Source organism: Pseudodonghicola xiamenensis DSM 18339 (assembly GCF_000429365.1).
Taxonomy (GTDB): Bacteria; Pseudomonadota; Alphaproteobacteria; order Rhodobacterales; family Rhodobacteraceae; genus Pseudodonghicola; species Pseudodonghicola xiamenensis.
Genome location: NZ_AUBS01000027.1, coordinates 1 through 22676, shown reverse-complemented (window position 1 = coordinate 22676; position 22676 = coordinate 1). Strand labels below are relative to the sequence as shown.

Here is a 22676-nt window from a genome sequence, read left to right as displayed (position 1 = left end):
CTCAGGTCGCGCGGGGTGCGCGGCCCTTCTTTTTCGGAGTTTGAAATGTCCCATCTGCGCGAAGCCGCCCTGGAGTCGAAAGCCTGGCCTTTTGAAGAAGCGCGCCGGGTCCTCAAACGCTATGAAAAGAAGCCGCCCGAGAAGGGCTATGTGCTGTTCGAAACCGGCTATGGCCCCTCGGGTCTGCCGCATATCGGCACCTTCGGCGAAGTTCTGCGCACCACGATGATCCGCCGCGCCTTTGAGGTGATTTCCGACATTCCCACCCGGTTGATCTGCTTTTCCGACGACATGGACGGGATGCGCAAGGTTCCGGGTAATGTGCCCAATCAGGAAATGCTGCGCGAGCATCTGCAAAAGCCGCTGACCAGCGTGCCCGATCCTTTCGGCGAATTCGAGAGCTTCGGTCATCACAACAACGCCATGCTGCGCCGGTTCCTCGATACCTTCGGGTTCGAGTATGAATTCTATTCGGCCACCGAGTTCTACAAGTCCGGCCAGTTCGATCAGACGCTGTTGCTGGCCGCCGAACGGTATGACGACATCATGAAGATCATGCTGAAGTCGCTGCGCGAGGAACGGCGCCAGACCTATTCGATCTTCCTGCCGATCCATCCGGAGACCGGACGGGTGCTCTATGTCCCGATGAAGGAGGTGAATGCCAAGGACGGCACCATCACCTTCGACGATGACGAGGGTAAGGAATGGACGCTGCCGATTACCGGCGGTCAGGTCAAGCTGCAGTGGAAACCCGACTTCGGTGCCCGCTGGGCGGCGTTGGGTGTCGATTTCGAGATGTACGGCAAGGACCACTCGACCAATACCCCGATCTATGACGGCATCTGCCGCGCGCTCAGCGCGCCGGCGCCGGAGCATTTCACCTATGAGCTGTTCCTGGACGACAAGGGACAGAAGATCTCGAAGAGTTCGGGCAACGGGATTTCGATCGACGAATGGCTGACCTATGCCTCGACCGAATCGCTGTCCTACTTCATGTATCTCAAGCCGAAGACCGCCAAGCGGCTGTATTTCGATGTGATCCCGAAGGCGGTGGACGAATATCACCAGCAACTGCGCGCCTATCCGGGGCAGGACGTCAAGGCGCAATTGAACAACCCGGTCTATCACATCCACAACGGGAATGTTCCGGCGTCGACCTTGGTGGTGCCGTTCGGGATGCTCTTGAACCTGGCTTCGGTCTCCGGGGCCGAGGACAAGGCCCAGCTTTGGGGGTTCATCAACCGCTATGCGCCGGAAGCTTCGGCCGAAACCCATCCCGATCTGGATCAGGCGGCGGGCTTCGCGGTGCGCTACTTCAACGATTTCGTCAAGCCGCACCGGGTCTATCGCGCCCCGACCGAGGCCGAGCGCGAGGCGCTGGTGCTGCTGCGCGACGCATTGGCAGGCTATGACGGCGCGGTCGAGGACGAGGCGCTGCAAGCGGTGGTCTATGACGTGGGCCGCGACCGTTTCGATCCGCTGCGCGACTGGTTCAAGGCGCTGTACGAGGTGCTGCTGGGCGCCAGCCAAGGGCCGCGCTTCGGGGGCTTCATCGCGCTTTACGGCGTGCAGGAGACCATCGCGCTGATCGACAAGGCACTGGCGGGCGAATTGGCCTGAGGCCAGCGAAATCCCTGAGAGTTAGACGCGCGTCGGCTGAAGGGCCGGCGCGCTTTTCTTTTTTTGCTACGCTCGTTGTTAACCCGGGCGCGCGCAGGTCTGAGCCGCTGTTAACCCGGCCTGCCTATCCCTTTCGCCGGCGTTCGGGCGGCGATCCCGGACATTGGCGGATCTGGGAAAGGGATTTCGATGAACGTGGCAATCACCGAGGGTCTGGTCCTGATGCCGACCCCTTTCGCCGACGGGCTGGATGTCTGGTCGAGTGGGGACGGAACCTCTGGCTCGGATACCTATGACGGGGCGCTCAATGCGGCCTATGTGGCGGCGGATCAGGATTTCGGCGGTTGTTTTGAGCTGCAAAAGACCGATGCCACCCAGAAGCTGCGCTATATGGGGCGAACCCCGATAGAGCCCGGCGTCTATCTGCAGATCTCCGTGCGGCTCAAGGCGATCAGTGGCAACCTGCCTTCGGTCCGGATCGCCGGCTGGGCGGGCTATGGCAGTGATGTCCATGTCGGCGGGCTGACCGAGGCGGCGGCGGAGGTCACGCTGACCACCTATGGAGAGATTGTCGAACTGAGCGCGATTGTCGGCACCGGCAATCGTGGTGGGGTCGATATGGTTTGGGGGATGCAGCCGGAATTCGGCCATTTCGGTCTGGATCTGACCGGGGCCAATGGCGGCATTGTGCGCATCGACGATATCGAGATCGTCGATATCACCAACGTCTTTCTGCGCGACATGTTGGGGCAGGTGGATGTGCGCGACTTCGGCGCGTTGGGGGATGGCACCACTGACGACAGTGCCGCCTTCGATGCGGCGGATGCCATTGCCGATGGTCGCCGGGTCTTCGTGCCGGAAGGAAACTATTATCTGGCCGACAGCGTGACGATGGGCGCGGAGGTGCTGTTTGAAGGTACGGTCACCATGCCCGATGACAAGATGCTGCTGCTGACCAAGGGGTTCGATCTGCCGCATTACATCGAGGCTTTCGGGAATGAGGAGCTGGCGTTCAGAAAGGCGTTTCAGGCGCTATTGAACAATGCCGATCACGAAAGTCTGGATCTGGGCGGGCGCAAGATTTCCGTCACCGGACCGATCGACATGGCGGCGGCGGTGCCGAACAAGACCAGCTATTCCACCCGCCGGGTGATCCGCAACGGCCAGTTCGAGGCGGTGGAGGGGGCTGCCTGGGAGACTGAGGTTGTAACCTCTCAGGCGACCTATAGTCCGGGGGTGGCCAAGAAGCTGACCAATGTCACCAATGTGGCCAATATCCCCATCGGTGCTCTGGTCGAACGCAATGGTGTCGGCCGCGAGGTCTATGTGACCGACAAGAAGATCGGCGCGCAGGAATTGACCCTGAGTGGTGCGCTTTACGGGGCAGCCGGCACCCGGACTTTTACTTTCCGCACCTTCAAGTACATGCTGGATTTCAGCGGTTTCGAGAGCTTCAGCAAGTTCGCGATCTCGGATATCGAGTTCCAGTGCGAGGGGGTCTGCAGCGGCATCCGACTGGCCCCCAGTGGATCGACCTTTCACCTGCGTGACTGTTTCATCACCCGGCCCAAGGACCGCGGCATCACCTCGATCGGCAATGGCTGCCAGGGGATGCTGATCGACCGCTGCCAGTTCCTGTCTTCCGAGGCGTCGAAGAGCGTGGAGGATCGCAGTTCCATCGCCCTGAACGCCAATGCCAACGATGTGAAGCTGCGCAATAACCGGGCCGAGAAATTTCGCCATTTCGCCTTTCTCGCTGGCAACAACAGCATGGTGATCGGCAATCACTTTTTTCAGGGCGACAGCGAAACCGATGGGGTGCGTTCGGCTGGGATCATCTTTGCCCAGACCTATTGCAGCGCGACGGTGACCGGGAATTACATCGACAATTGCCACATCGAATGGACCAATGAGCTGGATCCGGCGCCGGATTACAGCAGCGGGTTCTCGTTCAGCGCGATGAGCATTACCAACAACATCTGTCTGTCGGGCAATGTCGCGGACTGGTTCAGTTATTTCGTGGTGAAACCCTATGGTAGTGGCCATTACCTGAACGCGGTGACGGTGACCGGGAATGTGTTTCGTGCCATCAACGGTGCCATCGACCGGGTGGAACGGGTGGACACCACCTTTGCCGATCTGGATTTCAGCAAGACCAAGAACGTGACATTCCAGGGCAATACTTATCATTCGGTGAGTGCTCAGGTGGCGAACCCGCTCAGGGTGCGGCACGATCAGTCGACCTTCGCGGGCACCTGGACGATTGACCCGGCGGGAGAGCTGCCGTTCGGAGGCCAGGCGCGCGGTGTCGATGGGATCGTGGCGCTGGATCACATCCGGGCCAGCGGCGGGGTGGGGGTTTTCGAGATGCCCTATGTGCTGCTGCAGCAGGGCGGCAATCAGGACAAGGTCAGGCTGCTCTGGTCGCAGGAGGTTCGCGGCGAGGTGGCGGTGAACATCCGCATCGACACCTAGTTCGGCAGGCCCAGGTCGGCGGGTGTCAGGCGGAAGGCCCGGCCGAAGCCGCCATTCAGCAGGCCTTGGCTGACGGAGAAAAGGGCAAAGCTGAAGTCGGAAAAGCCGATGTAGAGCTTGGCCTTGGGGTGGTCGCGCAGGTAATGCGCGGCCATTTTCCCATAGCCGGGGTCCTCATGGGCGATGAAGTTGGCGTGGGCTTGCAGGGTCAGCCGCGGATGGGTCAGCGGATCCCCCTTCGCCCCGGGCTCTCCTATGAGCAGCGAACAGGCGGGGTTGGTCTGGAGTGCTGCGGTATGGGCTGCGAGGCTTGAAACCAGGGTCAGCGGTGCCCCTTCGGGCGAGAGGCCGAAAGCCACCCGCGTTACCATTGGCGCCCCCCCGGGCAGGACCACCGCGAGCGCGGCTGACCGGGCGCCGGTCAGCAGATCGTGGGCGAGCGTGCGGGCTTCGTCATCGGTGGGGCGGATCGGATCGGTTTTTTCGGCCATGGGATCTCTCTAGCGCTGGCGCCGGCGGGGGGCCAGCCCCCCGCCCCCCGGGCTATTTACAGCCAGAAAAAGGCAGGGTGGCGGTTCCAGGCCGGCCTTGGCGGTGAGGGGTGAGAGCCGGGGGAGTCAGAACAGTTGCCAGAGGCCGAATTTGATCCCGAGAGTGTCTTGGCCGGCGGATTTACGTTCGATGCCGACATGCCAGTTGCGGTTGCCCTTGGTTTCGATCAGCAGGCCCGGAATGACTGCCCAGAAGAACGGCTGCCCTGGGCTGTAGGAGGTTTCCACCTGCAGGATCGGGCGAAGCCGCGCGGGCCCCGACAGGCCGATAGTGCCGTCGAGCTTGTAGGCGGGGTCGCTATTGCCGAGCCGGCGTTCATAGCTGGCGTCGAGCGCGATCCAGCCATTCGCCCCCTGGCTGGTGGTGAACCCGCGTCCGGCGGAGAGGGTGATGCGGTACATCGGCGACCAGTCGTCCAGCCAGTGGTGGCCGCCCAGTGCTGTTTCTAGAGCGAAGGTGTTGCGCGCCGCAGGCCGGCTCAGCGGCAGGCGCGCGAAGGCGACCGCATGGCCGGAGTACCCGGGCCGCTCATTGAGATCGAGGCCGAGGGTCAGCCGGGGCGCAATCCCGTATTCACCATAGAGCGAAAGTTCGTGCGCCGCCTGCGGGTCACCGTGTCGCAGGATTGCCCCTGATGACAGAAAGCCGGTTCCCTCGTCGCGCAGCCAGGCCCCGGCGCTGGCGGGGCGCGCCGGACAGGCGATCAACCAGATACTCATCAACCAAATCAGGTAGCGCATCGCGGGCTCCTTCGGTTCGAGCCTGCGGGAGGATGGTTAATGAACTATTTACTTTGATCGTTCCGTGCCGATTTTGCCTCGGGGTCGATTTCCATTGCGCTCCCAAGGGAGCCGATTAAGCTGCGATGCGGCATTATCGCGGGGGTCGGTATGGGATATGTGATTACTGTCGCGCAGCAGAAGGGCGGCTCGGGAAAGACCACTCTGGCGGTCAATCTGGCGGTGGGCTTTGCCAAGGCGGGCAAATCCGTGGCGCTGATGGACACCGATCCGCAGGGCAGCGCCGGGCGCTGGTTCATGGCGCGGCTGGAAGCGCAGGGCGGGGAACCGGATATCGACTTCTCGACCGCCTCGGCCTGGGGGGTCACCTATGAGGTGCGCAAGCTCGCCGATGCCCATGACATCGTGATCATCGACACGCCGCCCAAGGCCGACAGCGATCTGCGCCCGGCGTTGCGGGCGTCCGATCTGGTGCTGGTGCCGGTGGCGACCTCGCATCTCGATCTCTGGGCGGTTGAGGTGGTGCTGTATCTCGCCGGGCGGGAACGCAAGCCGGCGCAGATCGTGATGACGCGCAATCGCCCCGGCACCCGGCTGGCGGCTGAAGTGGCGGAGAAGGCGCGGGAGCTGGAGGCGGAGGTTGCCGAGGCCTCGCTTGCCAACCGGGTGGTTTATGCCGAGACCCTGGGGCAGGGGCGCGCCGCGCTGGAGGCGCCGAAGGGACCGGCCCATGCCGAGGTGACGGCGCTGGTTGCGGAAGTGCAGGCGATCCTCGATCAGTTGTGATACTCTGAAAGCAATCCCGCATCAGGAGGAGGAGCCGATGCCGACGATTGCCACGGAGACCGGTCTGCAGACCGTTTTGACCACCTTCGAGACCACCCCGGGCACCTGCCAGGATCTGCTGGAGGCGCTGACCGAGGCCTATGCTGAGTTCATCTCGAAACAGCCCGGGTTTATCGCGGCGGGGTTGCATGTGAACGATGCGCAGACCCGGATTGCCAATTATTCCCAATGGGCGCGGCGAGAGGATTTCCAGGCGATGTTGCGCACACCGGAGATGCGGCAGCGCAACCGGGCGATCAACGACCTGTGCAAGAGTTTTGAGCCGGTGATGTACGAGGTCGCGGCGACGTTCGGATAGGGGTGCGGGGTGGGGGAGGTGACGCAAGACGCCCTGCCGGGGTGGGGCTTGAAAAAGTCATTCCCTTTTGGGGGGCGCGGGATAAGCTGTGCCTCGGTGGCCTGGCTCTGTGATCCCGTCTCGTGATCACGCCGGGCTGATATGGATCAAGGCCATGGCACCGGCTGTCGCGGCACAGTGGCACGGATCGAAAGAGGAGGGTCCCGATGTATCACAATATTCTAATTCCGATCGCCTTCGACGCGGAGCGCGATATCAGCGCGCCGCTTAAATTGGCGGAGCTTTTGGGGACGCCAGGTGGCAAGGTGACGCTGTTGCATGTGATGGAGCATGTGCCCTCCTATGCGATCTCCTACATGCCGACGGATTATCTGATCGCGGCGCGTCAGGCGCTGCAGGACGAATTGGATGCGATGGCGGCAAAGCTGCCCGATGCGACGGGGGTTGTGATCGAGGGGCATTCCGGGCGGTCGATCCTGGAATGGGCCGAGACCAATGAGCCCGATCTGATCATCATCGCTTCGCACCGGCCGGGGGTGCAGGATTTGCTGCTGGGATCGACCGCGGCGCAGGTGGTGCGCCATGCCCGTTGTGCGGTGCATGTGGTGCGCTGAAGCAAGGCAGAAGGGGCGCGCATCGCGGCGCGCCCCTGATTTCCGAAGCACTTCAGGAGGGGGTTCCGTGCCTCAGAAGAACCCCAGCTTGTTGGGGTTGTAGCTGACCAGCATGTTCTTGGTCTGCTGGTAGTGATCGAGCATCATCTTGTGGGTTTCGCGCCCGATGCCGGACTGCTTGTAGCCGCCGAAGGCCGCATGGGCCGGATAGGCGTGATAGTTGTTCACCCAGACGCGACCGGCCTCGATCTCGCGGCCGAAGCGATAGGCGCGGGTGCCGTCGCGGGTCCAGACCCCGGCGCCCAGCCCGTACATGGTGTCATTGGCGATCGCCAGCGCCTCGGCCTCGTCCTTGAAGGTGGTGACAGAGACAACTGGCCCGAAGATTTCTTCCTGGAAGACGCGCATCTTGTTGTGGCCCTTCAGGATCGTCGGTTGGATGTAGAATCCGTTCGCGATATCGCCATTGAACCGCGCCGCGTCACCGCCGACCAGCACCTCGGCGCCTTCTTCGACACCGATGGTCAGATAGGACATGATCTTGTCCTGCTGTTCCTGGCTGGCCTGGGCGCCGACCATGGTTTCGATGTCGCGCGGGTCACCTTGCTTGATCGCCTTCACCCGGGCGATGCAGCGGGCGATGAACTCTTCATAGATGTCTTCCTGGATCAGAGCGCGCGACGGGCAGGTGCACACTTCGCCCTGGTTGAAGGCGAAAAGAACGAAGCCCTCGACCGCCTTGTCGAGGAAGGCATCATCCTGCGCCATCACGTCCGAGAAGAAGATGTTCGGCGATTTGCCGCCCAGTTCCAGCGTGATCGGGATCAGGTTCACGGTGGCCGCTTCCATGATCTTGCGTCCGGTCGCGGTGGAGCCGGTAAAGGCGATCTTGGCGATGCGGGGCGAGCGGGCCAGCGGCGCGCCGACTTCGGCGCCATAGCCGTTGACGATGTTCAGAACGCCTGCCGGCAGCAGATCGGCGATGCATTCCATCAGCACCATGATCGCCGCCGGGGTCTGTTCGGCGGGCTTCAGCACGATGCAGTTGCCGGCAGCCAGTGCCGGGGCCAGTTTCCAGGCCGCCATCAGGATCGAGAAGTTCCAGGGAATGATCTGGCCGACCACGCCGAGGGGTTCGTGGAAGTGATAGGCGACGGTGTCGGCGTCGATCTCCGACATGGTGCCTTCCTGACTGCGCAGCACGCCGGCGAAATAGCGGAAGTGGTCGACAGCAAGGGGAATGTCGGCGGCCATCGTCTCGCGGATCGGCTTGCCGTTGTCCCAGGTCTCTGCCTGGGCGATCAGTTCGAGGTTTTCCTCGATCCGATCGGCGATCTTCAGCAGGGTGTTCGACCGTTCAGCGGCCGAGGTCTTGCCCCAGGCCTCCTTGGCGGCATGGGCGGCGTCCAGCGCCAGCTCGATATCGGCGGCGTCGGAGCGGGCCACTTCACACACCTTGGCCCCGGTGATCGGGGTGATGTTATCGAAATACTGCCCGTTGACCGGGGCCACGAAGGTGCCTCCGATGAAGTTGTCATAGCGGGTCTTGAAGGGAGAGGCATAGCGGCCTTCCACCTGGGTCATCTCATTCATTGATCGTCCTCCTGTGCGCCCACATCCTCCATGCGGGCGTCAGGGAAAGACTGGGGCGAGCGACGGGGTTTGTCAGCCAGGCCGGAAAGGGCGGTTGCGGTGTCCTGTCTCAGAACTGAGACAGTCGCGTGGGGCTATTCCCCGATGCCGAGCCGCTTCATTCGACGGTAGAGCGTGGCGCGACCGATTCCCAGCGCGCGGGCGGCTTTCGACACGTTGCCCTCGGCCCGGGTCAGCGCCCGCAGCACAGCGGCGCGTTCGGCCTTTTCAAAGCCGGTCGGCCCGTCTTCGCGCCCGAAGAGATCCGAGGCCGGGCGCGGTTTCAGATCGCCGCTCGTCTCCAGCCCGAAGGCGCGGCGGGCGGCCCGGGTGGCGCCGATCACGATGTCATGGGAATCGATTGCCAGCAGCAAGGAGGCATCGCTTTCCTCTGCTTCGGTGACGACGATGCGAGCCTTGGGGAAATGGGCGCGAAACACCTCGGCCTCGATGGCGCGGGCGGTCTGGGCGACGGTGGCGGCAATCAGCCGGTTGAAGCCTTCGGTCTGGTCGGCGCGCGCTGACGAGACGTCGAGCGCACCGATCAGCTCGCCGTCGGGGCCGAAGATTGGCGCATCCATGCAGCTCATGCCGATGTTGCGCAGAAAGAAATGTTCGTCCCTGTGGATGGTGACCTGGCGGCGTTCGGTCAGGCAGGTGCCGATGCCATTGGTGCCCTCGGCGGCCTCGCTCCAGTTGGCACCGGCCCAGAGGCCCCAGTCCTGAAATACCGCCGCATCGGCGGCGGCGCAGCGCTGGTTCAGGATCAGCCCGTTGGCGTCAGTCAGCGCCACGCCGCAGCCCGAGGCGCCGACAAGGCCGAACAACTGGTCGATCTTGGGTTCGGCGATGCGCAAAAACGCCTCCAGCGCGCCACGCTGCTGACCCAGCGCGACCTGATCCAGCCGTTCGACCGGGCGGGCTTCGGCGGGATCGAGCCCGTGCCGCTCCATTGACCGGCGCCAAGAGGCTGCCAGCGGCGAACGTGCCGCTGCTGAGCGCGACTGTGCCGCCTCGATCACGCGGTCGATATGCTGGTGCCTGTGAATGTTCGGTCCTCCCGGAGGCAGAGTTTAGTCGGGCAGGGCGGTTGTGGCAAATCAAGATTACGCTGCGGAAGAACGGTCAGTCCGGCCCTGCGCGCGACAATGGCGTGGGACGGTCTTTCGAGGGAGACCGAGGCGCAAGGGACGACAGGATTTCTGGATGGCAAAGGGCGGATTGCTTTGCCTCCCATCGGCACCGCTTCGCTCGCCGACACCCGAAGCAGCCCTTCAGACAGGGCGCAGCTAAGGTCCGGTTCGAGCCCAAACTGTCGAATGCTGCGCTTGGCCCGCAAAGGCAGCGATGCGAAGGTGGCGGACGGTCGAGTTGGCGCCCGGGCCAGCCGCAAGGCACAGCGAAAAGACAAGACAACGAACTCTGATAGCAAGGCTCGACATGGGTCCTGACCGCCATGCGATGCGCATGGCGGTCCAGGTTGATCAGTTGACAGGCTCGAACTGGAAGGGGGCCGCAGGAGTAAACTCAGCGGAAACCTCACCCGACCTCAGCTTGTAAGCGTTGCATCTGACCCCCTGATTGCCCTCTAAACCTGACCACCTCTCGTCCGCTAGTCTGCGTCCGAACTACGATCGGAGGCGACTATGGCGGAACGTGAAGTCTGGGGGTTCAAGATCCGGACCTCCCCGTCGGGCAAAAGGATTTGGCCGAGCGAGCTCAAACGCGAGGCGACAAGGCGCCTTCGGGAAGATGGCATGTCACCTGGAGATGTCGCCGCCGAGCTGGATGCCCACGAATGCCTGGTGAGAAAGTGGTGGGTCGCTGATCGGCGAGAGCGAGGCGAAAAGATCTCCGTCGATGAGCCAGCCTTCGCGCAGATATCAGTCGAACCGGCTGTCGCGCCGGCGGCGCCCCAAACGACCACTGCAGGTAATGGCTCAGCCGACTCTGCTCATCTGTACGTGGGCGGGATCTGCCTACAATTTCCTTTGTCCATCGACGAAGCAGACCTTCTGAAGCTGATCCGTGTTGCGGGGCAGTGTCAGTGATCGCGCCGTCCAGCAGCTATCGTATCTATCTGGCAACTCACCCTGTCGACTTCCGGAAGGGGATGGATGGGTTGGCCAATTACGTCATGACCAATTTCGAACTCGATCCCTTCTCCGGTGCGTTCTTCGTGTTCCGCTCGAAGGGTCGTGACAAGATCAAGGTTCTGATGTGGGACGGCACCGGCCTCGTACTGATCTACAAGCGTATCGAAGGCGCAGGCTTCGTCTGGCCCAAACTTTCCGACGGGACGATGACCCTGACGAAGGCACAGTTTGAAGCGCTCTTTGAAGGGATCGATTGGCGCCGCGTCGTTTCGGCCGCCTATCACCACCCATCCATTTTCAACAAAACAAGAGCGGAGGTCGAGTGAGATGGCGACGATCCCATTCATTCAGTGCAAGATCTTTCCCGTCGAGCAGACCGCGGACTACCTCGAAAAGCGCTTCATCAAGCACCTACGGCTATTGCGAAGTGGCCCGGTCGGCCAGCCGGCGCATGAAGTCGAACTGCTTGGAGTCGACAATCAGGAACTGCATGAGGTGAGGATAACCCATCTCGAGAAGAGCAGGATCCAGAAACGCGTCAAGAAGCTTATTGCACGCCGCCAGGAAGCGTCAGGGATGGGCCATTTGCAGAGGGATGAACGGGAGCGATTGACCGCCTTGGCAGGCGGCGTTCGGCTTGCGACGGTGAAGACCGAACACCAAGCGGACGAAATCGCGGCGGCCCTTCACGATGAAATGCCCTGGATGGGGCCCGCGACCGAACAGATCTGGAAGGCCATGCGCAGGTCGGTGAGAGAAGGTTCCGTAGGTCTTCGCCTGCCGCCCATCCTGCTCGATGGCCCTCCCGGGATTGGCAAGAGCTTTTGGGCGCGGCGCCTTGGCCGCCTCTTGACCGTACCCACGACCGTCATCGAGGCAACGAATGAAAATGCTTCATTCGGTGTCGTCGGGTCCCAGCGTGGATGGGGTAGCGCCGGCCCCGGGCGTCTCATTTCCACGATCCTTATGGAACATGTCGGCAATCCGGTCATGGTCGTTGATGAGGTCGAGAAGTCTGGGACTGCGACCTCCATGTCAGGCCGCGCATTCGGACTGTCGGAGGCGCTGCTACCCCTGTTGGAGCCCTTGACCGCAAGAAGCTGGAGTTGCCCATTCTATCAGGTCAAGTTCGACATGAGCTGGGTCATCTGGGTCCTGACATCCAACAACTACCACGCGTTGCCCGAGCCGCTCTTGAGCAGATGCCCACCGATATCCCTACGAGCGTTAACGACTGACGAACTGGTCATGTTCATCTGGCGCGAAGGGCGCAGGCAGGGCACCAGCGACGTGGCCCTGGACGCCGCTGTCGAAGCTTTCAAGCGTGCCGGCCAGGCAAGCCAACCGAGTCTGAGAACTGCGGCACGGGTGCTGCAAAGGGCAGCTGATCTCGAATGTCACCCCACGTTGCATTGAACCGATTTCACGCGCTCATCACATCAGGGAGGCGGCTTCGTGACTGAATTCGAGATCATCTTCGTCGTGTTTGGTATCGGCGCATGCATCGTTGGCGCCATCCAGGTCACCATCGCCTACCGCTCTTCGATACGAGATGTCGAACCAGATCCGGAACGTGTTCGGCGATTTGTGGAACGGGGAATGGAGCTGCGGCGGCAGGCCCTGGAAAAATCGCGCGTAACCGACAGGCCGAGCGACGACGTCACCGAGCCAAAGTCTGCAGATCTTCCCACGCAGCAAGCGGATACTGATTGAGCTCGTCGCGTATGCTGCGCCACTTCGGCATATTGTCGTCAAGGACCTTGATGAAACGCTCATCATGGCGCGGCGATATCAGGTGGGCGAGCTCATGCAGCAGTACGTACTCAATCGCCCCAACGGGTTTCTTGGCGAGCTCGAGATTAAGCCAGACGATTTTCTTGTCCGGATTGCAGCTGCCCCATTTCGTTTTCATGGGCCGGATGCCCCAGGTTTCGGTGGCAACGCCTAAATGCGATGACCAATGCTCGAGCCGTGGAGCCACGTGCTCCCTCAGGCGAGCCTTGTACCAATTCTCCAGCCAACGCCTGCGTACTGCAGGCGTTGTGTCTACAGGCACCGAATAGCGGAGCCGGTCACTGCCGATGAGTTCGATCCGGTGGACCTTCTTGTCCCAATGGATCACATCCAGTCGAAGAGGCCGGCCAAAAACGAAGTGTGTCTCGCCGGAGACGTACTGCCGTTGCGTCTGGCGCTCCTGAGCGAGGAAACGGGCTTGCTTGCGACGAACCCAATCCATTCTCGTGAGGACAGCCAGCTTGACGGCATCGAGACTGATGCTCAGCGGGGCGGCAACTCTGACTTGGCCGTCAGGCGGATAGACACCGACATGGAGGTTCTTGATCGCCTTCCAGCGGACCTCGACCGGCGTTCCTCCGATGATGTGGTGTTCAGTATTCACCATGGTTCTTCAGTATCTGCAGTAGCGTATCCACAGTGTCGGGATCCGAAATCTCAGCTTCCAGGCAGCGTCTGACTTTCTTTTCTTTCATCGTATGACCGCGCCACCCGTGGGGGGCGGTCGCCCGTACAGCCTGGTCGACCCGGCGCGCCAGGGCCTCATCTTGTCCCAGGTTGTCGAACAACGCCTTCTGCCCGGGCGATTTCATGCTCTCAGGATAGGTATTGCCATGCCCGGATTTCGCGGCCCTTACCAGCTCCGCGATCTTCTCCAAATACTCGGCGTACTCGATCGCGCCGCTCCGGCGCTGCGCCACCAAGTCAGTCAGCAGCTCCGACATCTTCTCGTAGAACTTAGGGTTCACGGGTGTCTCGTCGATGATCAGCTTCCTGACGTTGTTCTCGATCGCCTCGGCAACATTCTCACGCTTCCCCTTGGACGGCGCCGGAAGATCATCCTCGGCTTTGGCCCCTTTGCTCTCGACCAGGTCAATCAGGCTGATGTCATCCAGGTGAGAGATGACCTGAGAGTCGTCGGCCCTGATGTAATTGTCGATCAGGTGGCGCATGGCCGGCTCGTAGAGCTTCATGTCAACGGCATCGCCGCTGTGGAGCCGCACGGCATCGCGGATGCCGATGGCATGCTCGACCTCCTTGCGCATTTCCGCCAGCTCCAGCTCATTGAAATCCGATTCATCCGGCTCGGCGGCGACGTTCGTGTAGGCACGCGCATAGTGTCCCGCCAACTTGTAAAGCGCTTGACGGCGGCGAGCTTTCTCTTCCGCGTCTGGATCGCTTTCGATGCCTTCGGGGCTGGAGAAATACGCGAAGAGCTCATCATCGCCCTTGGGCTGCTCAACCGCATCGAGAAGCCCCAGCCAGGCATCGCGCGCCGTCCGCAGATCCGTGTCGGCCTGCTCGGCGCGGTCCGTGATCAGGCCTTCGACATCCTCCTTGTCAAAGGCATCGAAAGCCTCGGACGTGTAGTCATCCACCGCGCTCTCGATGTTCCGGAACAGGTCCTTGTAGTCGACGATATAGCCGAAATCCTTGTCATCGCCGTCCAGGCGGTTCACCCGGCAGATCGCCTGGAACAGCCCATGATCCTGCATTTTCTTGTCGATGTAGATATAGGTCGCCGTCGGCGCGTCAAAGCCGGTCAGGAGGCGGCTGACCACGATCAGCAGCTTCATCCGCCCCGGTTCTTTCCTGAACAGCCGCAGCGCCTCTTCTTCGTAGTCTTCCTCCGAAGTGTCACCCAGGAGGTCGGTATAGACCCGGTGGACGTACTGCTTTTCCGTCTCGCCCATCCCGGTCTCTTCACCGGTGATCTCGGGGGCGGCACGCTTGTAGGAGGTCACAATCGCGCACTTATCAGCCAGGACTGACCCGGACTTGCGGAAGATTTCGAAGAACTTGCACGCCTCGGGGATCGAGCCCGCGACCAGCATGGCGTTCCCCATGCCCGCGTTCAGGCGCGGCTTCATCTCCATGTCCAGGATGATATCGTTGGCGATCTGCTCCAGCCGGTCACGGCTCGACAGCACTCGTTGAAGCGTACCCCATCGTTGCTTGAGCGTCGCCTTCGCGATCGGGGTCAGCCCCTTCGTCTTGGCCTCGAACCAGGCGTCGATTTTGTCCGGCGCACTGATCCTCTGGTCGATGTCGCGGGCTTCATAGCGCAGGTCTAGCACCACGCCGTCCTCGACGGCCTCATCAAATCGGTAAGGCTTGCCGATGTAGGGGCCGAAGGTTTCGAGCGATGTCCCCTTGTCCGACCGCAGCAGGGGTGTGCCAGTAAAGCCGATGAACATGGCCTTCGGCAGCACCTTGCGCATCGCCTTGGCCAGCTTGCCGGACTGGGTGCGGTGTGCCTCATCGATGAAGACGAAGAACTCCCCCTTGGGCGCACCGATGTTGGCGTTCTGGATATCAGAAATCAGGCTTTCCAGTTCCCCATCTTCCTTCTTGCCGAACTTGTGGACGAGGGAGCAGATGATGCGATCTGTCGGATCGGCGAGTGCGGCCATCAGATCGTTGCCCGATCGCGCGCGCCGCACCTTGTCGCCGGTATTGCCGAAAACGTCTTCGATCTGGCTGTCCAGCTCCTTGCGGTCGGTGACCACCAGGATGCGGCCGTCCGGGAACGCCTCCCGGATCCAGCGCGCCAGCATCACCATGATGAGACTCTTGCCCGAGCCCTGGGTCTGCCAGATGATCCCGCCCTCGCGCGTGCCGACGCGCTCTTGTGCCGCCTTCACGGCGAAATACTGGTTCGGGCGGGCGATCTTCTTGATGCCCGCGTCGAACAGGGTGAAGTCGTGGATCAGTTCCAGGAACCGATCCGGCGCCATCATCTGGGCCACGTCGCGGTCGAGCCGGGCCGAGATCTCGCTCTCTTCCTTCCAGGCCAGCCAATAGGGCTGCGGCGTCTTGATCGGTGCATAACGCAGACCCTCGCTGTCATTGCCCGCAAAGGTGATCTGCACCGTGGTGAAGAAGTGCTGGATGAACTCGGGCCGCTGGTTGTCGAGCGTCTGACGGATGCCGGTCCCCACGCCCACGGTGGATTTCTTCAGCTCCACTACGCCAAGCGCGATACCGTTGACATAGAGCACCAGGTCGGGCCGCTTGTTCCACGCCTTGGCATCGCGGCCCTTGATCGAGACCTCTTCGGCCACGCCGAGGTCATTGGCGCCCGCATCGCCCCAGTCGACGAAGCGCACGGTGACGGGGGCCTCGCCCGGGCCGGGGGCGACGGCCACGCCGTAGCGGAGCATGTCGTAGAAGGTCTGGTTGGCGTCGTAGAGCTTGGTGCCCTCCATCCGCGCCTCTCGCTCAAGACGGGTGATGGCTTGGGTAATGACCTCGGGCGCATAGCCGCGCGCCTCCAGCCAGGGGCGTAGCAGCGAGGGCTCGATATTGGCGTTGCCCTCACGCTTTTGCCAGTCGCCAAGGTAGCGCCAGCCGAGGCCGCCCGGGGTGCCGGAGGTGTCCCCACAGAGCAGGTCGATGACCCGGTTCTGGGCCTTGCGTTCCGCCTCGCCGATCTTGCTCATGGGGCCCTCTCCGTTCTGGAAATCACTCGTTGAAAACGTCGTCAGACCAGCCTGATCCGTCCGGTCAAAAGGTTCTGCATCATGCCTTCCTTCACTTGCCGCGCCTTTTCGAGGCGGGTTTCGAGGGCCTGGATTTCGGCGTCCATGTCCTCCAGGACTGTGGCAATTTCAGCCTGCTCCTCCTGACTTGGAAGCTCCAGATCAAGATCGCCGAGTGCCGTCGCGCTTATGTGGACCACGGCATCACCTTGGCCTTTGCGCGCCTTTTGCTTTTGTGCTCCGGGAGAATTGAGCAGGTAGGAAAGGAAAACCGGATCATCGCCTGAAGGACGGAATGCAATAATGTCGCCCCCAGCATACATCTCGCCTTCGAATGTCACGACCGCGCATTTCCCGATCTCTTCCTTGGTCTCGCCTGAACCTGCAAAGAGAATGTCGCCGGACTTGATGGACCGAGCGGTCTTGGCGACGCCTGCAGAGATGAAGCTGTCGAAATGACGAACAACGTCATGGTGCAGGGTGTAGAGCTCGCCGTATCGCACACAGGGCAGTAAGCCGGACTTTGCTTCGTCTTTGCGGACGCCAGAACCTTTGAAGAACTGTCCGCGCTCACCCAGCTTGTAGGGCATCCACTCCCCCGAGAACCCTGGAAGGCGACGCTTGGCGGTCAGGAGGTCCTGCATCGCGCCCTGCTTGATGAGCCGCTTCTTGGCGATCAGCCGCTCCAGCCCCTCGATCAGCGAATCCGCACCCGAGAGCGCCTCGGCGATGGCCTCCTGTTCGGGCTTGTCCGGAAGCGCAATCTTTATCTGTGAAAGGCTTTTCTGGCCAATGTTGGCCCGAATGCCACCTTGGCCCGCCGCCATGATCTGTTGGCGGACGATCTTCGAACGAAGTCCATATCCCGCGAAAACAGGATCTATGGCATCAGAGATGGGTTTCCCGCGAAGAACGAAGCCGCCAAATAGAATTGGCTCGTCATCAAGATAGACCGACGCCAAGCCGACCTCTTCTTGGGTTTCAGAGGTTCGGTTGAACAGCACATCTCCCCGTTGCACGAGGTAACGAGCGCTTTCTGCCGCTGAGGTGGCCACGCGGCCTGGGATCATTTGGGCAGAAAGATGGGTGTTTGTAATGACTTCCAGCACATTCGCGAACCGCAAGCCCCGTCCATATGCGGTCTTGTCCGTATTGAACCCATTTTGGAACTTCATCAACTGGCCCAGCGAAACAAGGGACCAGCCTTCTGGAACTCTCGCAATATCGTTCATTGCTCAAATCCCATAGCCACGAGATGCTTTGATACCCTCAGGGAAAGCTCTTCAATGGTGCCGACCATCTCCAACAGAGTGTGTCCATAGCGCTCCGTCAGCACCCGCACCCGGGCTGTCATCTGCTCGGTCCGGGCCTCGATCTCGGCCTCGATCAGATTGGCGATGTCGGTCAGCCATTTGTCGTCCACCACCAAGGATCGGATCTCTTCCTCGGTCAGCTCGGGGTATTTCTTCAGCGTGGCCTCGGTCAGCACCTCCTCGGCTTCCTTGGCAGCCTTCTTAGCCGCCGCCTCGGCCGTCATCAGCTTGGCCACCTGCTTCAGCAGCTTGGCCTCTTCCGGCTCGGCCTCGCCGGATTTCTGGCGTGCCTTGACGGAGGCCGCGGTCAGCTTGCCCGTCTCGGTCAGCGCATCGGCCAGCAGGCCGCCCTCGGCCCCGTGTTCCTCGACCAGCTCCTCGATCTCGCGGCCCAGTTCCTCGGCCTTGGCCTGCGCGTCATCGACGGCCTGCTGCAATTCAGGGAAGAAGCGCGCGACGATCAGCCGGGGCGGAATGACATCGGCCACAAGGCGCACCTTGTTCACGGTGAGGTCGGCTTCTTCCAGCCATTTGATGTTATCTTTCTTGCCGTCTTTTGACTTTACGTACTCATGCCGTGCAGTGCGAAGTTCTTTCGCCGCCTCCCAGCCGTCATGAGCGATGATGAAGACATCGTCCTGCATGGTCTCGGCCCAGTAGGACATGAGCCGCTGATACGCCTCGTAGCGGTCGATCAGGGGCGCCTCGGCAAAGCGGTCGAGCATGTCCTCGGCGATGGAATGGATCAGCTCCTTGGGCTTGTCGCCCACCTGGATGCCATCCATCGGCGACGCATTCTGCCCGGCCCAGCCGTCGAGGATGGCATGAACGCGATCCCGGAAGGCGCTGAATTCGGGGTGGTTGCGGATCGTGCTGCGCACCTCCTCCGGCTCGACCAGCGGATCGGAATAGCCCGGGCGCGGGTTCGGCCCGAAGAGCGTGGCGCGGATGCCGGGCATGACCTCCCAGAACGCGGCCAGCCCGTCGATGTCGCGGTTCGGCACGCCGCCCTTCAGGTGCGCCTCGATGTCCTGCAGGTCCTCGGGGTCGGAGCCGTCGATGTAGCGCGGGATGTTCAGGTTGAAGTCATTGCGCGTGATCTCGGCGTAGGGGACGAGGCGGGAGTAGCCCGCGATCTCGGCCTGGCGGGTATAGGCGTCGGTGATCTTGTGGATGTCCCGCTCGCGCAGGCGGTTCTTGTTGCCGTCCTTGATGAAGCCGCGCGAGGCGTCGATCATGAAGACGGGGCGCTCGGCCTGGGCCTGGGATTTGTCGAGCACGATGATCGAGGCCGGGATGCCGGTGCCGTAAAATAGGTTCGCGGGCAGGCCGATGATCGCCTTGATGTAGCCGCGCTTGAGGATCTTTTCGCGCAGCTCGGCTTCCTTGTTTCCGCGGAAGAGCACGCCATGGGGCAGGATGACTGCGCCGGAGCCGGTGGCCTTCATCGAACCCAAGATGTGCAGCAGGAAGGCGAAGTCGCCGTTCTTGTCGGGCGGCATACCGAGGTCAAAGCGGCCAAAACGGGTTTCGCTGGTCAGGCCAGAGCCCCAGGCCTTGGCCGAAAACGGCGGGTTGGCGACGACGAAGTCGAAGGTGAGAAGTTCGGTCTCAGACGCCTTGAACTGGGGCTCCGCGATGACATCGCCTTGGGCGACATCTGCATCCTCGCGCCCATGCATGATCATGTTCATCTTGGCCAGGCCGCGGGTGGTGATGTCGAATTCCTGCCCATAGATGGTGAGCGGGACGTCGGCGGCGTCAGCGGCCTTCAAGAGCAGCGATCCGGAGCCACAGGTGGGGTCATAAACGGTCTGCTTCGGGCTCGTGGCGCGACTGACGCCCGCAACGGCGGCGACGACACGCGAAACCTCCGCTGGCGTATAGAACTGTCCTTTGCTCTTGCCGGACTCGGTGGCGAAGTTGCGCATCAGGTATTCGTAGGCGTCGCCCAGGATGTCGTCGCCATCGGCCCGGTTGCGGCTGAAATTCAGCTCTTCCCGGCTGAAGATGTTGATGAGCGCGGTCAGCGTCGTGACCATCTTGGCGCCACGCCCGAACTTCTCGGAATCGTTGAAGTAGGCACGGTCGATGACGTTCTTGAGGTCGTTGGCTTCGGCAATCCCCGCGATGGCCGTGTCGATACCTTCGCCAATGTCCTTGGTGCCGCGGAGCTTCTTAAGGTCCTCGAAAGAGCAGCCCTCGGGAACCTCGATCAACGCGTCGGGCTTGCCCACGCGGTCAGAGACGTACTTCACGAACAGAAGCGTGAGGATGTAGTCCTTGTAAAGGGAAGCATCCATGCCACCCCGCAGCTGGTCACAGCTGTCCCACAGGGATCTGTAGATATCGCTCTTCTTGATAGCCATCGTGTTCTGCCCTTCGCCAAGTCGCCCGCGTTCTCTTCGCGCGAGTTGATTTCAGGTCTAGCGCCTCTTGGCCCCGAGGAACAGATACACCTTGCCTGACCAGGTCGATCCAAGACCTTGAAACTGCCGACCCTGAATGGGCTACAGGCCGGCAACGTCAAAAAAGGTGCAGAAAAAAAATTACGCCAAGCAGGCATGCGCAAGACTTGCGAAAAAAGGAATTAAGGCCTTGCGAAAAATAACTCCATTTCAGAGCGAAGCGCTTATGAATAACCAACTTCAGCCGGGATGACAGTTTGCGAAAAAATCTATATTGCCTCTGCGAAAAATTCCGATTAGGAGATTATTAGCGGCGTTTGGAAAACAGCCGTCAATCACTCATGTCAACTTCACTGTTGATCTTCACCATTCAGTGCATCATTTCTTTCTTGAAGTGATTCGCAAAGGTGAAAGGCGATCCATTGGATTTGGTCATAGATAGAGAAAGACATGCTCGGATCCGATACGAGCTTTCCCTGCGCGGCCTGACCTTTGCGGAGATCGCGAGACGCGCTGAGGTTAGCGTTTCTTCCGTCAGTGCGGTTTCACTTGGAAAAAGCAGATCCTCGCGCATAGAGCTGATCTTGGCGCAGGCATTGGCTACTCGCCCGGAAACTCTTTTCCCGGACCGCTACCCTGCTAACAGCGGAGAAGGCACATGAGCTAGAATTCAAGGGCTCTGGAAGAGTTGAGGCCCCGGGACTGCAATCCCAAGGGCCTCGGAAAATCGCTCGGCGCGACACCTCATCTATCCCCGACACGAACGAAGAAGTCAAGCCTCATGCCCGTCACCCCACGGGCATGCACACTCGGGTCTTGCTTGCGTTTTGGAGCCAAAACCCTGTTTGGCCACTGGGATGATGGGATGGATACTATACAAGCGGCCTGCGCCCAACTCGCAGGCCACCAGGACAGGTATGTTCAAAAACTCTCGGAAGTGATTGAGCAAGCAGACCGTCAGCGCGACATCGAATGCGGAAAAATCCAAGCAAGGCTTTCCAAGGCAACTTCGGAAATCAAGACATTGCGCTCAGAGCTCAAGCGCACAAGACGTCAAGTTGAAGACTTGAAGGCTGAAGTGGCGGAACAAACGGCGCGCACTGCAGAATTGCTGCATGAACAGTACAGCCCGAAATCTGAAACGGCAAAAGCAAAAAGACGTCAAGGGGCTATGCGCGCTGATGATCAACGAGAGGGAAGCGACCCCGCCTTGTCCAGGCAATTCAAGAGTTATGCCGCCGTTCTGCCGCCGAGGCCACGCAACAGAAACGGTCGTGGCGCGAAGAATTGGGATAGCCTGGAGCGCATCGAAGTCCCGATGGAGTTTCCTGAGACGTGCCCATGCGGCTGCGGCGGCACAATTAGAAATTACGATATTGACGAAAAACGTGAGGTAATACCCGCAAAGTTCTATATCGCAGTTCGCAAGTATCCTCGCTATCGCTGCCGAAAAGACGATGTCACTGTCGGAACTCTGTTCAAGCCCACGCTAATGCCAGGAGTGACCAGCGGAACAAGTATGCTGGCTTACTTGGTGACCATGCGCTACGGGTGGGGGATGCCCATGTATAGGATTGAAAACATGCTCAATCATAGTGGCATCACCTATCATCGCGCGACCATGTGCAAGCAGATAGGCCGACTTGCCGCCGAGCTTTGGCATGTAACATCTGAACTCCAACGCCACACTTTGGATGATGCCTCCCGCATCTTCTTCGACGAGACGGTGCTAAAAATACTGCGCCCGGGTGAAGGAAAGACCGGGCATTCCTATATGTATGCGGCGCATCGCGACGATAGCTCCTTTGGCGGCAATGCCCCGCGCTCAACGATGTTCTTCCATCGAACCTCTCGGTCGATGGCACATATACACGGGATCCTTGGCGGCAAGTCGTTGATCGTACAGCACGACGGCTATGCGGGTTATGGTCGCTTGGGTCAACTGGGCACTGAAGTCGAGAACATTGTGTCAGTTGAATGTTGGGTGCATGCCCGGCGTAATTTCATAAAGGCAGCGCAAAGGATGAAATCGATCCTGCCAAATGAAGTGGTAGAGATAATGTCTCAGATCTTTGAAATTGAAAGTGTGCTTAGAGGCCGAACGCCGGATGCGAGACTAGCATACCGAAAAGAACGATCTGAGGAAGTTATTCAAAGGTTGTATTTCAGATTGAGGGAGCTTTCTTCTAGTACTCTGAAACAGGACAGGCTTCGCAAGGCCATTAATTACACACTTGAGCGATGGGATTCTCTAACCCTGAGACTGTGCCGAATTTTGTGCCTGACGCGTTTTTTTACGCCATTGGGAAGCGGTCTTCGAACATGATGGCAAGCTGACTTCTGACAGCGTGCCATTCGCGCACCGAACGCTTCCATTCGGTGGATGTAGCATTGAGCGCCAGATAGATCAATTTCGCTGCTGCCTCATCGCTTGGGAAGTGACCGCGGGTTCGGACGGCGCGCCGGATCTTCGAATTCAATGCCTCAATGGAATTCGTGGTGTAGATCAGCCTGCGCACCTCGGGCGGGTAGTCGAGGAACGGGATCACCTCGTTCCAGGCCCGGCGCCAGCTCGGTGCGATGGCCG

20 protein-coding genes are annotated in these 22676 nt (G+C 60.7%); 11 read left to right on the top strand and 9 right to left on the bottom strand.

The annotated features are described in order from the left end of the window. The first annotated feature begins 45 nt into the window (after window positions 1–45). Together G455_RS0116785 and G455_RS0116780 are read left to right on the top strand one after the other, a co-directional pair. The gene (locus G455_RS0116785; RefSeq protein ID WP_028094753.1) at window positions 46–1620 is read left to right on the top strand and encodes a lysine--tRNA ligase; all 1575 of its coding nucleotides are present in this window, start codon (window positions 46–48) and stop codon (window positions 1618–1620) included. A 189-nt stretch (window positions 1621–1809) separates the two neighbouring features. Continuing rightward, window positions 1810–4095, top strand: coding sequence for a glycosyl hydrolase family 28-related protein (locus G455_RS0116780; RefSeq protein WP_028094752.1), 2286 nt, complete (start codon window positions 1810–1812; stop codon window positions 4093–4095). Here G455_RS0116780 and G455_RS0116775 read toward each other — a convergent pair. Both G455_RS0116775 and G455_RS0116770 read right to left on the bottom strand, forming a co-directional pair. Next, window positions 4092–4586 (bottom strand): HugZ family pyridoxamine 5'-phosphate oxidase, encoded by a 495-nt coding sequence (locus G455_RS0116775; RefSeq protein ID WP_028094751.1) that lies wholly within the window; start codon window positions 4584–4586, stop codon window positions 4092–4094. The genes G455_RS0116780 and G455_RS0116775 overlap by 4 nt on opposite strands. A gap of 126 nt (window positions 4587–4712) precedes the next feature. Then, complete coding sequence (locus tag G455_RS0116770; protein WP_051312586.1) at window positions 4713–5387, bottom strand: hypothetical protein; 675 nt, start codon at window positions 5385–5387, stop codon at window positions 4713–4715. Window positions 5388–5537: 150 nt separating this feature from the next. Here G455_RS0116770 and parA point away from each other — a divergent pair, with 150 nt between their 5' ends. From parA to G455_RS0116755, 3 genes are all read left to right on the top strand, one after another. Continuing rightward, entirely contained in the window at window positions 5538–6173 is a 636-nt protein-coding gene (parA, locus tag G455_RS0116765; RefSeq protein ID WP_028094749.1) for a ParA family partition ATPase, read from the top strand. Between the two features lie 37 nt (window positions 6174–6210). After that, on the top strand, window positions 6211–6531 hold the full coding sequence (locus tag G455_RS0116760; RefSeq protein WP_028094748.1) for an antibiotic biosynthesis monooxygenase family protein: 321 nt from the start codon (window positions 6211–6213) through the stop codon (window positions 6529–6531). Between the two features lie 206 nt (window positions 6532–6737). After that, window positions 6738–7145, top strand: coding sequence for a universal stress protein (locus tag G455_RS0116755; protein ID WP_028094747.1), 408 nt, complete (start codon window positions 6738–6740; stop codon window positions 7143–7145). A gap of 72 nt (window positions 7146–7217) precedes the next feature. Here the strand turns inward: G455_RS0116755 and adh are convergent, their stop codons facing one another. Beyond that, window positions 7218–8738: an aldehyde dehydrogenase gene (gene adh, locus G455_RS0116750; protein WP_028094746.1), complete on the bottom strand. Its 1521-nt coding sequence runs from the start codon at window positions 8736–8738 to the stop codon at window positions 7218–7220. Between the two features lie 134 nt (window positions 8739–8872). Beyond that, window positions 8873–9730: a helix-turn-helix domain-containing protein gene (locus tag G455_RS0116745; RefSeq protein WP_035366934.1), complete on the bottom strand. Its 858-nt coding sequence runs from the start codon at window positions 9728–9730 to the stop codon at window positions 8873–8875. Between the two features lie 693 nt (window positions 9731–10423). On the opposite strand from G455_RS0116745, the gene G455_RS0116740 reads away from it, so the two are divergent. The 4 genes from G455_RS0116740 to G455_RS26455 are packed head-to-tail and all read left to right on the top strand — an operon-like array spanning window position 10424 to window position 12586. Then, the gene (locus G455_RS0116740; protein WP_028094744.1) at window positions 10424–10828 is read left to right on the top strand and encodes a hypothetical protein; all 405 of its coding nucleotides are present in this window, start codon (window positions 10424–10426) and stop codon (window positions 10826–10828) included. After that, complete coding sequence (tnpB, locus tag G455_RS0116735; protein ID WP_028094743.1) at window positions 10825–11199, top strand: IS66 family insertion sequence element accessory protein TnpB; 375 nt, start codon at window positions 10825–10827, stop codon at window positions 11197–11199. The genes G455_RS0116740 and tnpB overlap by 4 nt, the downstream gene beginning before the upstream one ends. 1 nt (window position 11200) lies before the next feature. Beyond that, window positions 11201–12289: an AAA family ATPase gene (locus G455_RS0116730; RefSeq protein ID WP_028094742.1), complete on the top strand. Its 1089-nt coding sequence runs from the start codon at window positions 11201–11203 to the stop codon at window positions 12287–12289. Between the two features lie 39 nt (window positions 12290–12328). Continuing rightward, on the top strand, window positions 12329–12586 hold the full coding sequence (locus G455_RS26455; protein WP_154664415.1) for a hypothetical protein: 258 nt from the start codon (window positions 12329–12331) through the stop codon (window positions 12584–12586). Here G455_RS26455 and G455_RS0116725 read toward each other — a convergent pair. From G455_RS0116725 to G455_RS0116710, 4 genes are read right to left on the bottom strand one after another with little or no spacing between them, the layout of a single operon-like run. After that, a complete protein-coding gene (locus G455_RS0116725) occupies window positions 12534–13274 on the bottom strand; it encodes a M48 family metallopeptidase (protein WP_028094741.1) in 741 nt (246 codons plus the stop codon). The genes G455_RS26455 and G455_RS0116725 overlap by 53 nt on opposite strands. Further along, complete coding sequence (locus tag G455_RS0116720) at window positions 13261–16329, bottom strand: type I restriction endonuclease subunit R (protein WP_028094740.1); 3069 nt, start codon at window positions 16327–16329, stop codon at window positions 13261–13263. The genes G455_RS0116725 and G455_RS0116720 overlap by 14 nt, the downstream gene beginning before the upstream one ends. Window positions 16330–16370: 41 nt before the next feature. Beyond that, on the bottom strand, window positions 16371–17600 hold the full coding sequence (locus G455_RS25710; protein WP_084437112.1) for a restriction endonuclease subunit S: 1230 nt from the start codon (window positions 17598–17600) through the stop codon (window positions 16371–16373). Beyond that, window positions 17597–20050 (bottom strand): type I restriction-modification system subunit M, encoded by a 2454-nt coding sequence (locus G455_RS0116710; protein ID WP_028094739.1) that lies wholly within the window; start codon window positions 20048–20050, stop codon window positions 17597–17599. Before G455_RS0116710 ends, G455_RS25710 begins: the two co-directional genes overlap by 4 nt. Window positions 20051–20496: 446 nt before the next feature. Here G455_RS0116710 and G455_RS26110 point away from each other — a divergent pair, with 446 nt between their 5' ends. After that, window positions 20497–20751, top strand: a complete 255-nt coding sequence (locus tag G455_RS26110) for a helix-turn-helix domain-containing protein (protein ID WP_229861823.1) — start codon at window positions 20497–20499, stop codon at window positions 20749–20751. Window positions 20752–20954: 203 nt separating this feature from the next. Further along, window positions 20955–22415, top strand: coding sequence for an IS66 family transposase (gene tnpC, locus G455_RS26105; RefSeq protein WP_161629406.1), 1461 nt, complete (start codon window positions 20955–20957; stop codon window positions 22413–22415). Here the strand turns inward: tnpC and G455_RS24455 are convergent. Then, the coding region (locus tag G455_RS24455; protein WP_028095545.1) for an IS256 family transposase at window positions 22384–22676 on the bottom strand (293 nt) is incomplete at its 5' end. The genes tnpC and G455_RS24455 overlap by 32 nt on opposite strands.